Source organism: Paenarthrobacter sp. YAF11_1 (assembly GCF_052113445.1).
Lineage (GTDB): Bacteria > Actinomycetota > Actinomycetes > Actinomycetales > Micrococcaceae > Arthrobacter.
Window position 1 is genome coordinate 317,940 of record NZ_JBFRDF010000002.1, and the last position, 13,810, is coordinate 331,749.

Consider the following 13,810-nt stretch of genomic DNA (forward strand, 5'->3'; position numbering starts at 1 on the left):
CTCTTTGGTCAAACAGAGGTGTTGCAACGGGCCTATACGGTGGCGTCGGCCCGGCGGTGGGCTACCTTCTTGGCCTGCTTCACGAGCTCCGGTTCACCTTGGCGCAGCCAGGCGTAAAGGGGCGCTGCGATGAAGATGGTGGCTGCCGTACCGATGAGGATCCCAACGAACAACGCCAGCGAGAGGTCGCGCAGCGTGCCCGCGCCAAGCAGTCCGGCACCGATGAAGAGGATGGCTGCGACCGGGAGCACGGCCACCATCATGGTGTTGATGGAGCGGACCAGGGTTTGGTTGACGGCCAGGTTGACCTCTTCACCGAACGTACGGCGGGTGGAGGTGGAAATGTCGGCAGTGTTCTCGCGAATCTTGTCGAAGACCACCACGGTGTCGTAGAGCGAGTAGCTCAGGACCGTCAGGAACCCGATGATGGCCGACGGCGTGACCTCGAAGTCGCTCAGGGCGTAGACACCCGCTGTGGTGAACATCGTGACAAGCATGCCCACGAGGGCCGACAACGACATTTTCCAGGTTCTGAAGTACAGCGCCATCAGGATGGCAGCCAAACCAACGAAGACCACCAGGCCGATGAGTGCCTGCCTGGTGACATCCTGCCCCCAGGTGGGACCGACGAAGTTGGACGTCACCTCATTTTCGGTGACGCCGTAGGCGCTGGTGAGGCCATCCTTGATGCGGTTGGTCTCGTCATCGGTCAGCTGGTCCGTTTGGATCCGCATGGTGTTGCCCGCGACATTTGCCACCCGGGGAATGGCGCCGGGTACGACGTCGTGCACAGCCTTTTCGCCGAGGCTGGCATCCGTGGTGCTCACGTTGGAGACGGTGAACTCCGAGCCGCCCCTGAATTCGATGCCAAGGTTAAATCCGCCCTTGGCCACTGGAATGAGGATGGACAGGGCCACCGCGACGGCCGCGATGATGAACCAGATCTTCTTCGAATTGACGAAGTTGTACGAGCGCTTGCCCGTGTACAGCTCATGGCCGAAGGTTGCGAAGCTCGTAGTCATTACTTCTCCTCCTTGGTTGCCTTGGAGGAACCAGTCAGCTGGCCCTTCTCGGCAAGGCGCCGTTCGGCGATGGTCATGCGACGCTCGGCCTCAGCCACTGCGCCGGTGTTGCGCGCACGAACAGGCGTGGGCTTCTCATCGGGTGTCCGGAGCCGGCCCGCGCCACGATACAAGGGAACTGCGCCAAGACGGTCCGGGGAGAGGCCCGAGAAACGGTGGCCTTCCCCGAAGAACTTGGTGCGCGCCAGGACCTGCAGCATGGGGTGCGTAAACATGAAGACCACCAAGAGGTCGGCAAGGGCTGTCAGTCCCAAAGTGAAGGCGAAGCCACGCACGTTTCCGACAGCCACGAAGTAAAGCACCAGGGCTGCAAGGAGGTTAACGGCCTTGGACGCAAGGACGGTTCGCTTGGCCCGCTTCCAGCCGTTTTCGACGGCGGAAACCAGTCCACGGCCTTCGCGCAGTTCATCGCGGATGCGCTCGAAGTAGACTATGAACGAGTCAGCAGTCTGTCCGATGGCCACGATCAAACCAGCCACACCGGCAAGGGAGAGTCGATAATTTTCAGTCCAACCGAGGATCGCGATGGTGAGATAGGTCAAGACACCTGCCACCACCAGGGAGGCGATGGTGACAAGGCCAAGGGCCCGGTATTGGAAGAGTGAGTAGACAACCACCAGCGCCAGGCCGATCATGCCTGCCAGCAACCCGAGCCGAAGCTGGTCGCCACCCAGGGTGGCCGAAATCTGCTCCTGTGACTGGATCTCGAAGCTGATGGGCAGAGCGCCGTAGCGGAGCTGATCGGACAGCGCCTTGGCGGTAGCCTGCGTGAAGTTGCCAGTGATCTGAGGGCGTCCGTCAGTGATCACTGCCAGGGAACGCGGCGCGGAAATGACTTTGTCGTCCAGGACAATGGCGAACTGGGACTTGGGATCGTCGGATCCTTGGGCTTGTGCAGCCACGTAATACTGGTTCAGCCGCTCGGTGACGGCCTTGAACTTCTCTGTGGCATCCCCGTTGAAGACGATGTTCACGCCCCAGGAGTTGGTGACCGAACCCTGGGCGCCCTGCACCTGGGAGAAGGTGGAGTCGCTGATGTCCTGGCCCCGGACTTCTACGGGTCCAAGGATGTACTTGATGGCGGGCGTCGTGGCCGTGGCAGCTTCGCAGGTCACAAGGGGCTTGGCCGGATCGGAGCGTTCACGCCTTTCAGTCGAAGGATTGACGCAGTCGAGGGCTTCGAATTCCTTCTGGATTTCCGGGGTGATCCAATTGGCATCGCTGGCATTGGCCGGCTCCGCCGTCGGCTTGTTCAGCTGGTCATCCGGTGTGCGCGATTCCACGGGAACGGCAGCGGGATCGCCATAGGTGATGACAGGCCGGAAGTTCATGTCGGCCGAAGCCTGGATCAGGTCGCGGGTTTCCTTGGAGGGTGTGCCCGGGAGACTGACCACCACATTGCGGCCGGACTGGGTGCTGATTTCTGCTTCAGCAACGCCCGAGCCATCAACTCGCTGACGGATGATGGCGACTGCCTGGTTGAGCTGCTCTTCGTTGATCTCGCTGGATCCTTCAACCCTGGGCGCCAGGATCATCTGGGTACCGCCCTCGAGGTCCAAGGCAAGCTTGGGGGCCCAACTGGCGTTGCCAGTCAAAACTCCGCCACCCAGGACAGCGGTGAGTACAACGAATATTGCTCCAAGCCAGGTCAGCACCCTGCGGGCTGAATTTTTGGGGCCGGTCCGTGCCATTATCGATCTTCCTGTTATCGCCGGACAGCCGCCGGCCAACGCTGGTGAGCGTCTGCCGGCGGCTCTCAGCTGCCGTAGAAGTTGCCTGGCGCGGGGGTGCCGCGCCTGACGATCCTAGTTGTCCTTCTTGTCCTCTTTGTTGAGGCGCGCAATGGTTTCTTCGGGCGTCTCAACTGCGGCAGGAGCTTCAGCATCTGCGGTAGTCAGGGAAGAAGCGTCGTCCGGCACAACCGGGGCTTCCTCGGCGGGCGCCTCGACGACCTTGGTGACGGCCTGGCGGTGAACCGTGGCCTGGTTACCCGGGGAAAGTTCGATGACGACCTTGTTCTCGGCTTCGTCGATGGAGACGATGCGGCCAAAGAGACCGAAGCTGGTCATGACGTCGACGCCCGGAGCAAACTTGGACTGCATCTCAGCCTGCTGCTGCTGGGTCTTCTTGTTGCGGCGGAACATCATGAAGACAAAGAGTCCAAGCATGACGAACAGCAATATGGTCATTGGATCCACAGGGAAGTTCCGTTCTGTACTTACGTTTTGGTCCACGGCAACGTCCCTGGCAGATCCGCGAGGCGGTTGCATGGATCAAGGACTCGAACGTGCCGAGCGTCATACCAGTCTAGAGGGAAAAGCTGAACAGGGCGTGTTAACCGATGGTATCTACGCTTTCGGCGTGGTTTTCGTCCTCGCCGAACAGTGCCAGGGCTTCCTGGCCGAAGACTCCGGCCGGCACGGCGTAACCAAGGTGCGTCCACGCAGACGCCATGGCAATACGGCCCCGCGGCGTGCGTCCCAACAGTCCTTCACGCACCAGGAACGGCTCGGCCACGGTCTCCACCGTTTCCGGTTCCTCTCCCACGGCGATCGCCAGGGTGGACAATCCCACAGGACCACCATTGAACTTGGTGATGAGCGCTTCCAGTACGGAACGGTCCAGCCGGTCCAGTCCCCGCGCATCCACTTCATACATGTCCAAAGCAGCCGAAGCTGACCTGGCGTCAATCTGGTCAATGCCGTGGACCAGGGCCCAGTCACGGACACGGCGAAGGAGGCGGTTTGCAATTCGGGGCGTACCGCGCGACCTGCCCGCGATCTCGGTGAAGCCAGCCGAGTTCACCTTCAGGTCCAGCAGGCCGGCAGATCGTCGAAGGACAAGTTCCAGTTCGCCAACCGAGTAAAACTCGAGGTGGCCTGTGAAGCCGAAGCGGTCGCGCAACGGACCCGGCAGGAGGCCGGCACGAGTGGTGGCTCCAACCAGGGTGAACGGAGGCAGCTCCAAGGGTATGGCCGTAGCACCGGCTCCCTTTCCGACCACGATGTCCACGCGGAAGTCCTCCATGGCCATGTAGAGCATTTCCTCTGCAGGCCGGGACATGCGGTGGATTTCGTCCAGGAACAGGACCTCCCCTTCGGACAAGGAGGAGAGGATGGCGGCGAGGTCTCCGGCGTGCTGGATGGCAGGACCACTGCTGATACGCAATGGAGCGTTCATTTCTGCCGCGATGATCATGGCCAGAGTTGTCTTGCCCAGGCCGGGAGGGCCGGACATCAAGACGTGATCGGCGCTGCGGCCGCGCATCTTTGACGCCTCAAGGACCAGTGCCAGTTGCTTACGGACCCGGTGCTGGCCGACGAAATCATGCAGGTTCTTGGGACGGAGTGCAGCCTCAATGACCCGCTCTTCCGGTTCCTCTCCCCCGCTGACGAGTGACTGCTCAGCCACGGGTGCCTACACGATTGCCTGCGCGTGCCCCGTCCTGGCCCAGCCACCGCAGTGTGGCGCGGAGAATTTGGGCCACGTTCGCTGCATCCACGAGTTCCGGGGAGTCGGCCATTGCTTTGTCGATGCTGCCGTTTGCGTCCTTCTCGGACCATCCCAGGCTGGTCATGGCTGCGACTACCTGCGGCTTCCATTCGGCATTGGGGGCCACTGCGGGAGCAGTACCGGAACCAGTCCCGTGGGGAACCAACTTTCCGGCCAGTTCAAGGACAATCCGGCCGGCTACCTTGGGACCGATTCCCGGCACCTTGGTGAACGTCTTGCTGTCACCGGTGTGCGCAGCCACCCGGATGGCCTCCGGTTCGTGCACGGCGAGGACGGCCAACGCCAAACGCGGCCCTACCCCGCTGACACTGAGCAGGACGTCGAATACTTCACGTTCGTCGTCGTCGGCGAATCCGAAGAGCGTGAGCGAATCTTCGCGGACGATCATGGACGTGAAGAGCTTGGCTTCAGTCCCTGTTTTGAGGTGGCTCAAGGTCTGCGGCGTGGCGAAGACACTCATGCCCGCACCGTTGAGGTCGATTACAGCGGTGGACAAACCAACGTGGGCTACGGTTCCACGGAGAAAACTGATCAAGACCCGGCTCCTGAAATACTGCCTGCTCCGTCACCGTCATACTGCTCTCAGTATTGCGGCCGAAGCGGACTATCCGAACATATCTACGAATACCCTAGCAAGGGGAGCTGGCAATCACCGTTTGCGGCGCGCTTTTGCTTCCGCGTCAGCCCACGCTTTCTGGGCGGGCGTGAGACCACCCTTACCGTTCGCGCCGCTGGCTGAGCCCATTCCACTGCCTGCGCGCCACGCGTGCGTCAGGGCAAGCGCAAGGGCGTCCGCGGCATCAGCGGGCTTCGGCGGAGCATCCAGGCGCAAAATCTTGGTCACCAGCTTGGTCACCGCATCCTTGTTGGCAGTGCCGCTGCCGGTAACTGCCGCCTTGACCTCCGAAGGTGTGTGCAACGCGACGGGGATCCCGCGACGTGCGGCCGCCACGATAACCACGCCCGAAGCCTGTGCCACACCCATCACCGTGCTGACGTTCATCTGCGAGAAAACACGTTCGACGGCTACGACGTCGGGCTTGTGCAGGTCCAGCCATTCATCAATGGCTTGGGCTATGACCAGAAGACGCTTATCCAGCGTCAGCTCAGCAGAAGTGCCCACCACGCCGACGGCCACCATGGTGGCCCTGCGGTTCCGCTCTATGTCCACAACGCCTATGCCGCAACGGGTGAGGCCCGGATCGACTCCCAATACGCGAAGAGTCAAGTCCGGGCCTTCCTGGTGGCTGTAAACCTGCTGAGTGACAAAAAGTAAGTGCTGCGCCGTGCCGACTACTCGGCGTCGAGGGCTGCCTGCACTTCCTCGCTGAAGTCCGCGTTGCTGTAGACGTTCTGGACATCGTCCAGATCTTCCAGGGCATCGACAAGCTTCATGAACTTCCTGGCACCATCGACATCGAGCTCCACCTGCATGGACGGAACAAACTCGGCTTCATCGGTTTCGTAGTCGATGCCGGCTTCCTTGAGGGCGTCGCGGATGGCTTGGAGGTCAGAGGGCTCGGAATGGATTTCCCAGTTCTCGCCGCTGTCCTTCACTTCTTCGGCTCCGGCTTCCAGGACAGCCATCAGGATGTCGTCTTCGCTGAGGCCGTTTTTCGGCAGGACCACAACACCCTTCCGGGCGAAGAGGTAACTGACCGATCCGGGGTCGGCAATGGTGCCGCCGTTGCGCGAAATGGCGAGGCGGACTTCCGAAGCTGCCCGGTTCTTGTTGTCTGTCAGACATTCGATCAGCAGTGCCGAACCCTGCGGGCCGCGGGCCTCGTACATGATTTCGGTGTAGTCGACTACCTCGCCGGTGAGGCCCGCGCCACGCTTGATAGCGCGATCGATGTTGTCATTGGGTACCGAAGTCTTCTTGGCCTTGGTGACGGCGAGTTCCAGGCCGGGGTTGCCGGCGAGGTCYGGGCCGCCCATGCGGGCAGCAACTTCGATGTTCTTGATCAGTTTCGCGAACGACTTTGCACGCCGGCCGTCAATGATGGCTTTTTTGTGCTTGGTGGTCGCCCATTTGGAGTGGCCTGACATGCTTTACGCTTCTCCTCTGATCATTCGAATAAAGAGTTCATGCACGCGCTTCTCCCCAGTCACTTCCGGGTGGAAGGAGGTGGCCAGCAGGTGGCCGGAGCGCACTGCAACAATTCTAGCCACTCCGTGCAAAGCAGCCGTGTGGCTGGCGTGGTCCGGATCAACCTGCGCCAGGATTTCAACGCCCGCACCCACACGCTCCACCCAGGGACCACGAATGAAGACGGCGTGGACGGGATCCACGCCGGACTCCCCGGCGCTGAAGTCCAGGCCCTTGAAATCGAGATCCGTTTCGAAGGATTCACGCTGGCGCCCAAAGGCGTTCCGGCGCACAGTGATGTCCAGGCCGCCGAAAGTCTGCTGGGGATTTCCGTTGAGATCCTTGGCGGGATCGGCGATCTCATCGGCCAGGAGGATCATTCCGGCGCAGGAGCCATAGACGGGAAGGCCGTCTGCAATGCGCTTTTGGATCGGATCACGCAGTTCGAAGATCCGCGACAATTTGTCGATGGTGGTGGATTCGCCGCCGGGGATGATCAGGCCGTCAACATCGTCCAGCTCGGACGGCCGGCGGATACCCACGCCGGTGGCTCCAGCGGCCTCCACAGCGTGGATATGCTCGCGGAAGTCGCCCTGAAGTGCCAGAACGCCGATCCTGAGTCCTGAACCCACGCGCGATGAAGCGTCGGAAAGGGGGTTGGTCATTGATCCATCATAGTGCGCTGCGCCTGCCGCGACGTCTTCTGCGGCCACCGGTGACTCCGCCCAGTCCGGGTTCCATGCCCTGACTGGGATATATTACAGAGCATGCTTTCCTTCAGCGTCCCCCTCGGCAAGCTGGTCCGCACACTGTCCCGGCTTCGGGGCGGAGGATCAGCTTTTCCCGGCCTGGTGGTTGAGAAAATCGATCCCGGCTTCATGCAGCGAACGCTGGCCTCACTCCCCCACGGCGTGGCCGTGGTCAGTGGCACCAACGGCAAGACCACCACCACAAAGATGGTGGTGGAGCTCCTCGAAAGCCAAGGCCTGAAAGTCTTCACCAACCGCTCTGGCAGCAACTTCACCCGCGGCGTGGCCGCGTCCCTCCTTGGCGAAGTGGACTGGCGTGGACGGCTCGATGCCGACATCGCCATCCTGGAACTCGACGAAGCGCATGCAGTGCATTTCGTCAACAAGGTCCAGCCTCGTTTCAGCCTCCTGCTCAATGTCCTCCGCGACCAATTGGACCGCTTTGGCGAAATCGACAAAACCGCCCGCTTACTGGAGCACATCGCCTCCAGAACCACGGACACCGTGGTCCTGAACCGTGAAGATCCCCGCGTGGCCCGGATCGCGAAGATCCTTCATGACGTTGACGCACTTCACCACCCCGCCGTTCGGTACTTCGGCCTCGACGAATCCCTGCGCAGCACTTTCCCGAACGACGACGAAATGCGAACCTCGGGCTCCGGCCCGTCGCCGTCCGGAACTTCGGTGGCCGCGGCACCAGGTGAGCCAGTAGAGTTGCCGGCCGCCGACGTCGTGCTCCGCCGGGTAGGCGCGCAGGACGCCGATTTCGAGTTCGACGGCGAAACCGTCAGTACCGAAATGAAGTTGCGGGGGGTCTACAACATCTTCAACGCAGCTGCCGCCTTGTCGCTGGCGCGCGCTGTCCTCGGTACCGGCCCCGTCGATACCCCCAAACTGGTCAAAGCACTGGGCGAAGTAGCTCCTGCCTTTGGTCGTGGTGAAAGCCTCACCGTGGATGGCCAGCCCTTGGAACTTGTCCTCGTGAAAAATCCCAGTGGATTCCGGCTCGGGCTGAAGTCCTTCCCTGCCGGTGGGTACGCCACCATGATCGCCATCAACGACAACTACGCTGACGGCAGGGACATGTCCTGGCTCTGGGATGTGGAGTTCGAATCATTGCGCGAGGATGGCGTGGAAGTCCTCACTGGCGTCCGCGCCTACGACATGGCGCTGCGGTTGCAGTACGACGACGTGCCGTTCGGCGTGGTGGAACCGGACATCACCGCCGCTCTGCGCACGTTCATCAACGGCTCCCGCGGCAAACCCAAACGGATTTTCTGCACCTACACCTCCATGCTCGCGATCCGCCGCGAACTCGCCAAAATCACCATAGTTGAGGTGGTCTCATGACCTCGGAAGTACAGCCCACGCCGGAAGCAAAGCCCGAATCGTCGCAGCCCAGCAAGGGGACCCTCCGCGTCCTTCAGCTCTACCCCCGCGAGATGAACATCTACGGGGACTGGGGCAACGCCCTGGTCCTCCAGCAGCGCATCAAGTGGCACGGCTACACAGCGGAGTTGCTTGAATACAACGTGGGTGACGAATTCCCCGAGGACATAGACATTGTTGTCGGTGGAGGCGGACAGGACAGCGGACAGGTGGTCATCCAGGACGACCTCCAGGCACGCGCAGACCACCTCCGGGACCTGGCCGATGGCGGCGCCCCCATGCTGGTGATCTGCGGTCTCTACCAGCTTTTCGGCAAGTTCTTCAAAACCAGTGCTGGGCCCGTCATTCCCGGAATCGGCATCCTTGACGTCGAAACCCACGGCACCGATGAGCGGCTCATTGGAAACGTGATCATGAAGTCCACCGAGTTCGGAGACATTCTGGGCTACGAGAACCACAGCGGACAGACCACCTTGGGTCCCGGCGTCGAACCTCTTGGGACCGTCACAAAAGGTGCCGGAAACAACAGCAAGGACGGGCACGAAGGCGCGCGCTACAACAATGTGGTAGCCAGTTACCTGCATGGTTCATTGCTGCCGAAGAACCCGGCGATTGCCGATTTCCTCATCCGAACGGCGGCCGAGCGCAAGTACGGCACCTTTGTACCGGGAACGCCCGACGACGACTACGCCCGACTGGCGCGCGAACACGCCGCCCGCCGGCCGCGGTAGGCGCTATTTCTCCTTGGTAATCAGCAGTTCGTGCGCGCCTGCAGTCGCTGCACCCATGGACTCCACCACAGCTTTGGTCCGTTGGTAAGTGGCCGCGTCGGCTGCCGGTGACGCGCAGACTCCCTGTGGAGCATCGCTGGCCACAGAACACCATCGGTAGGGGTCCCGGACAATCACCGAAGGCGCCCAGGCAAGGTCTGAAGCGGTCCAGGCGCCCGCGGCATTCTGGCTGAACTGGGCCCTCACCAGCAGACCTTCGTTGTTGAGCACGTACCAGGGCGACAGCTCCGTGACACCGTTGCCCAGTCCGTACACAATCCACGTTCCCTTGTAGTTCTCTATCGGCAGCACAGAGTGGGTGTGGTGCCCGTAGATCATAGTGAACTGGCCGCTGTCCACCAACGCGTGCGCAACATCCTGCTGCTGGGCGTTTGCTTCGCTGGCATATTCGTCGCCTGCGTGCATCACTCCCAGGACGATGTCCGCCCCCAACGCCCTGGCTTGCGTGGCCTTGGCGATCATGGCTGCGGGATCAAGCTCGTCCACCAGCCAGGGGTACTCGGGAATCTGACCGTTATGGCCGTAGGTACCGATGATGACGGCCACCTTGGCAGCCTCGGTTTGGAGCATCAGGATCTCTTTGGACTCCGCTTCGGTACGGTAGGAGCCTGTGTGCTTGAGCCCGGCCGCGTCCAGGGCATCGAGCGTCCGCAGAAGCCCGTCAGTCCCGCGGTCAATGGTGTGGTTGCTCGCTGTGGTGCACGCCTGGTAGCCAACGTCCTTGGACGCAGTGATGATCTGCGGCGGAACGTTGAAGGACGGATAGGCCGAGAAGGGCCCCTCTGGCGTCGCCACCGGTGTTTCCTGATGACAGATGGCGAGGTCGCTGTTGCGGATATAGCGTCGCTGCCCTTCAAGGAGGGGGACGAACGTGTACCCGGGAAGGCCGGCTGCCGCGGCATCTGCCCTGGCCTGTTGCCACAACTGGGTGTGGACCAGCATGTCCCCGGTCACGGTGATGGAAGTGCAACGAAGTTCAGGGCAGGCGGGCCCTTTGCCGGGAGTCGGGTTGGGCGCCGGAGTGCGGGTTGGTGTTGGCGACTCCGAAGCGGGAGCAGAGGCCGCTGCGCTGCGGTTCTGGTCATCGTTTTCGGCAAGGACACCACAAGCGCCCAGTGACAATGCAGCCACCGCTGTGATCGTCACGATCATGGCTCGTGAATGACGGATCCGTCGTGCCGCAGATGTGATGTTCCCCATGACTTTTATCCTAAGGCGGAAGACCCGCACGCCCGGGCGTGCCGCCCTTGAGGACACGATTCTTACGTGAAAGAGTCACTTCATGACTAATCCCCTCCTGAGCCCCAGCCCCCTGCCGTATGGACTTCCGGCGTTTGCCGGCCTCACCCCCGGGCACTACGCCGAGGCTGTCGACACCGGTTTGGCCGGGCACCTGCAGGAAATTCAAGCCATTACGGACAATCCCGAACCGGCAACGTTCCAGAATACGGCCGTGGCCATGGAACGCTCCGGGCGCCTTCTGGACAGGTCGGCTGCAGCATTTTTCACCGTGGTTTCGGCCGATGCCTCTGATGACATCAAGGCACTGGAGACAGAGTTGTCACCCAAGTTCTCGGCGCACCAGGACGCCGTGTACATGAACCGGGCCCTGTACGAACGGTTCGCCGCGATCGATGCCTCCGATCTCGACCCCGAGTCCTCCCGCCTGGTGGAGGAATACCTGAAGGAGTTCCGGCAGTCCGGCATCCAGCTTGATGCCGCTGGACAACAACGCTTGCGGGACGTCAACGCAGAACTCTCGCGGTTGGGAACGGAGTTCGGCCAGCGGGTCAAGGACGGGATGAAGTCCGCGGCGCTCTTGCTCGACGACCCCGAAGACCTGGCCGGGCTGCCTGCCGAAGATGTCACGGGGGCCGCTGAGGCGGCAAAAGCGGCCGGGCACGAAGGCAAATACCTGCTGACGCTCATCCAGCCCAGCAACCAGCCCGCCATCGCGTCGCTGGAGAACCGGTCCATCCGGCGTCGTTTGTATGAAGCGTCCCTGGCACGCGGCACCAGCGGTGGGGGCCTGGATGTGCGGGACCTCGTGTCAGCTACTGTCCGGTTGCGCGCGGAGAAGGCTGACCTCCTGGGTTTTGCGAACTATGCCGGGCTTGTGGTGGACCAGCAGACCGCGCCAAATTTCGGCGATGTGGAGGCCATGCTTGGCCCCTGCCGCCGTTCGGAACGCCCAGTCCGAGGCCGAAGCCTTGGCCGCCTCCGCCGGGCATGACCTGGAGCCGTGGGACTGGGCCTTCTACTCCGCCCGGGTCCGCAAGGAGAAGTTTGAGGTGGACGAGCAAGCGCTGCGCCCCTACTTCAGCTTGGACAACGTCCTCTCCGGCGGCGTCTTCCATGCTGCCACCCAGTTGTACGGCATCACTTTCCATGAGCGGTCCGATCTTGATGGCTACCACCCGGATGTGCGTATCTGGGAAGTGCACGACGAGGACGGCCACGGAATCGGACTGTTCCTGGGCGACTACTACACCCGTGCTTCGAAGCGTGGTGGCGCATGGATGAATTCGTTGGTGGAACAGTCCGGCCTGCTGGGAACAAAGGCGGTGGTGATCAACAACCTCAACATCACCAAACCTGCTCCCGGCGAGCCCACGCTGTTGACCCTCGACGAGGTCCGCACTGTCTTCCATGAGTTCGGACATGCACTGCACGGGCTGTTTTCCGAGGTCACCTACCCGCGGTTCTCCGGCACCTCCGTTCCACGGGACTTTGTGGAGTATCCGTCGCAGGTCAACGAAATGTGGATCATGTGGCCCGAAGTCCTGTCCAATTACGCCCGTCATTACTCCACGGGGGAACCCCTCCCCCAGGCCACTGTGGACAAACTCAATGCCTCACTGCTGTGGGGCGAAGGGTTCGCCACCACGGAGTATCTTGCAGCTGCCCTGTTGGACCTGGCCTGGCATGTACTGGCTGAAGCGGACGTTCCGGAGGACGTCCTGGCCTTCGAGGCCACAGCCCTTGCCAGCGCCGGCGTTGCCCACCCGCTGATTCCGCCGCGTTACCGGACGGGCTACTTCCAGCACATCTTTGCCGGCGCGGGCTACGCGGCCGCCTACTACTCCTACATTTGGAGCGAAGTACTGGATGCGGACACCGTGGAATGGTTCAAGGAGAACGGCGGCCTGACAAGGGCGAACGGCGCTCACTTCCGATCCGAGCTCCTCTCACGGGGAAACAGCCGCGACCCGCTGGAGTCGTTCCGCGCGTTCCGTGGCCGGGACGCCGCACTGGAGCCCCTCCTGAAGCGCAGGGGACTGGATTAGAAACGACGGGGGCCGGTCACCTCGGAAGGTGACCGGCCGCCGTCGTACGGTTTACTTTTACCAGCCGCGCTCTGCGAGGCGGTGGGGCTGGGGGATGTCGTCGACGTTGATGCCCACCATGGCTTCGCCGAGTCCGCGGGAGACCTTGGCTATGACGTCGGGATCATCATGGAACGTGGTGGCCTTCACGACGGCGGCCGCGCGCTCTGCCGGGTTGCCGGACTTGAAGATCCCCGAGCCAACGAACACGCCGTCCGCGCCGAGCTGCATCATCATCGCAGCATCAGCCGGAGTGGCGATGCCACCGGCGGTGAACAACACCACGGGGAGCTTGCCGGTGGCGGCAACTTCCTTGACCAGCTCATACGGGGCCTGCAGTTCCTTGGCCGCGACGTAGAGCTCGTCCTCGGGAAGGGCGGCGAGCTTGGCGATCTCCGAACGGATCTGGCGCATGTGCCCGGTGGCGTTGGAAACATCCCCGGTGCCGGCCTCGCCCTTGGAACGGATCATCGCCGCGCCCTCGTTGATGCGGCGCAGGGCCTCACCGAGGTTCGTGGCGCCACAGACGAAGGGAACGGTGAAGTTCCACTTGTCGATGTGGTTGATGTAGTCGGCCGGGGTCAGGACCTCGGACTCGTCGATGTAGTCGACGCCGAGGGACTGCAGGATCTGGGCTTCGACGAAGTGGCCGATGCGGGCCTTGGCCATGACCGGGATGGACACGGCAGCGATGATCGCATCGATCATGTCCGGATCCGACATGCGGGACACGCCGCCCTGGGCGCGGATATCGGCCGGAACGCGCTCGAGCGCCATGACAGCCACGGCACCGGCATCCTCAGCGATGCGGGCCTGCTCGACGTTAACGACGTCCATGATGACGCCGCCCTTGAGCATCTCAGCCATGCCC

12 protein-coding genes and 1 pseudogene are annotated in these 13,810 nt (G+C 62.2%); 3 read left to right on the top strand and 10 right to left on the bottom strand.

Annotated features, from left to right (window positions below):
* Positions 1-32: 32 nt before the first annotated feature.
* The 8 genes from secF to pdxT all read right to left on the bottom strand — a co-directional run bounded on the left by secF (position 33) and on the right by pdxT (position 7,349).
* Positions 33-1,022 (bottom strand): protein translocase subunit SecF, encoded by a 990-nt coding sequence (secF, locus tag AB4Y77_RS05515; protein ID WP_311212964.1) that lies wholly within the window; start codon positions 1,020-1,022, stop codon positions 33-35.
* Positions 1,022-2,773: a protein translocase subunit SecD gene (secD, locus tag AB4Y77_RS05520; protein ID WP_442013191.1), complete on the bottom strand. Its 1,752-nt coding sequence runs from the start codon at positions 2,771-2,773 to the stop codon at positions 1,022-1,024. The genes secF and secD overlap by 1 nt, the downstream gene beginning before the upstream one ends.
* Before the next feature lie 114 nt (positions 2,774-2,887).
* The gene (gene yajC, locus AB4Y77_RS05525) at positions 2,888-3,271 is read right to left on the bottom strand and encodes a preprotein translocase subunit YajC (RefSeq protein ID WP_311213071.1); all 384 of its coding nucleotides are present in this window, start codon (positions 3,269-3,271) and stop codon (positions 2,888-2,890) included.
* A gap of 145 nt (positions 3,272-3,416) precedes the next feature.
* Positions 3,417-4,493, bottom strand: a complete 1,077-nt coding sequence (gene ruvB / locus AB4Y77_RS05530; RefSeq protein WP_442013192.1) for a Holliday junction branch migration DNA helicase RuvB — start codon at positions 4,491-4,493, stop codon at positions 3,417-3,419.
* Positions 4,486-5,130: a Holliday junction branch migration protein RuvA gene (gene ruvA, locus AB4Y77_RS05535; RefSeq protein WP_442013193.1), complete on the bottom strand. Its 645-nt coding sequence runs from the start codon at positions 5,128-5,130 to the stop codon at positions 4,486-4,488. Before ruvA ends, ruvB begins: the two co-directional genes overlap by 8 nt.
* 114 nt (positions 5,131-5,244) lie before the next feature.
* Positions 5,245-5,823 (bottom strand): crossover junction endodeoxyribonuclease RuvC, encoded by a 579-nt coding sequence (gene ruvC, locus AB4Y77_RS05540; RefSeq protein WP_442013194.1) that lies wholly within the window; start codon positions 5,821-5,823, stop codon positions 5,245-5,247.
* A 65-nt stretch (positions 5,824-5,888) separates the two neighbouring features.
* Entirely contained in the window at positions 5,889-6,644 is a 756-nt protein-coding gene (locus tag AB4Y77_RS05545; RefSeq protein ID WP_442013195.1) for a YebC/PmpR family DNA-binding transcriptional regulator, read from the bottom strand.
* Positions 6,645-6,647: 3 nt separating this feature from the next.
* Positions 6,648-7,349, bottom strand: coding sequence for a pyridoxal 5'-phosphate synthase glutaminase subunit PdxT (pdxT, locus tag AB4Y77_RS05550; protein ID WP_442013196.1), 702 nt, complete (start codon positions 7,347-7,349; stop codon positions 6,648-6,650).
* Positions 7,350-7,451: 102 nt separating this feature from the next.
* On the opposite strand from pdxT, the gene AB4Y77_RS05555 reads away from it, so the two are divergent.
* Both AB4Y77_RS05555 and AB4Y77_RS05560 read left to right on the top strand, forming a co-directional pair.
* Positions 7,452-8,783 (top strand): MurT ligase domain-containing protein, encoded by a 1,332-nt coding sequence (locus AB4Y77_RS05555; protein ID WP_311212970.1) that lies wholly within the window; start codon positions 7,452-7,454, stop codon positions 8,781-8,783.
* Positions 8,780-9,553 carry a type 1 glutamine amidotransferase gene (locus tag AB4Y77_RS05560; RefSeq protein ID WP_442013197.1) on the top strand — a complete coding sequence of 258 codons (774 nt, stop codon included), beginning with the start codon at positions 8,780-8,782 and terminating at the stop codon, positions 9,551-9,553. Before AB4Y77_RS05555 ends, AB4Y77_RS05560 begins: the two co-directional genes overlap by 4 nt.
* A 3-nt stretch (positions 9,554-9,556) precedes the next feature.
* Here the strand turns inward: AB4Y77_RS05560 and AB4Y77_RS05565 are convergent, their stop codons facing one another.
* The gene (locus AB4Y77_RS05565) at positions 9,557-10,813 is read right to left on the bottom strand and encodes a CapA family protein (protein WP_442013198.1); all 1,257 of its coding nucleotides are present in this window, start codon (positions 10,811-10,813) and stop codon (positions 9,557-9,559) included.
* 82 nt (positions 10,814-10,895) lie between these two features.
* Here AB4Y77_RS05565 and AB4Y77_RS05570 point away from each other — a divergent pair.
* Positions 10,896-12,900 (top strand): annotated as a pseudogene (locus AB4Y77_RS05570) (M3 family metallopeptidase).
* A gap of 57 nt (positions 12,901-12,957) precedes the next feature.
* Here AB4Y77_RS05570 and pdxS read toward each other — a convergent pair.
* Positions 12,958-13,810: pyridoxal 5'-phosphate synthase lyase subunit PdxS (gene pdxS / locus AB4Y77_RS05575; RefSeq protein ID WP_442013199.1), on the bottom strand; the 853-nt coding region annotated here is incomplete at its 5' end.

Coding starts and splice junctions, on each gene's coding strand:
- secD (WP_442013191.1), bottom strand. CDS start 2,773: ATGGCACGGACCGGCCCCAAAAATTCAGCCCGCAGGGTGCTGACCTGG.
- pdxT (WP_442013196.1), bottom strand. CDS start 7,349: ATGACCAACCCCCTTTCCGACGCTTCATCGCGCGTGGGTTCAGGACTC.
- AB4Y77_RS05555 (WP_311212970.1), top strand. CDS start 7,452: ATGCTTTCCTTCAGCGTCCCCCTCGGCAAGCTGGTCCGCACACTGTCC.
- secF (WP_311212964.1), bottom strand. CDS start 1,022: ATGACTACGAGCTTCGCAACCTTCGGCCATGAGCTGTACACGGGCAAG.
- AB4Y77_RS05565 (WP_442013198.1), bottom strand. CDS start 10,813: ATGGGGAACATCACATCTGCGGCACGACGGATCCGTCATTCACGAGCC.
- AB4Y77_RS05560 (WP_442013197.1), top strand. CDS start 8,780: ATGACCTCGGAAGTACAGCCCACGCCGGAAGCAAAGCCCGAATCGTCG.
- yajC (WP_311213071.1), bottom strand. CDS start 3,271: ATGACCATATTGCTGTTCGTCATGCTTGGACTCTTTGTCTTCATGATG.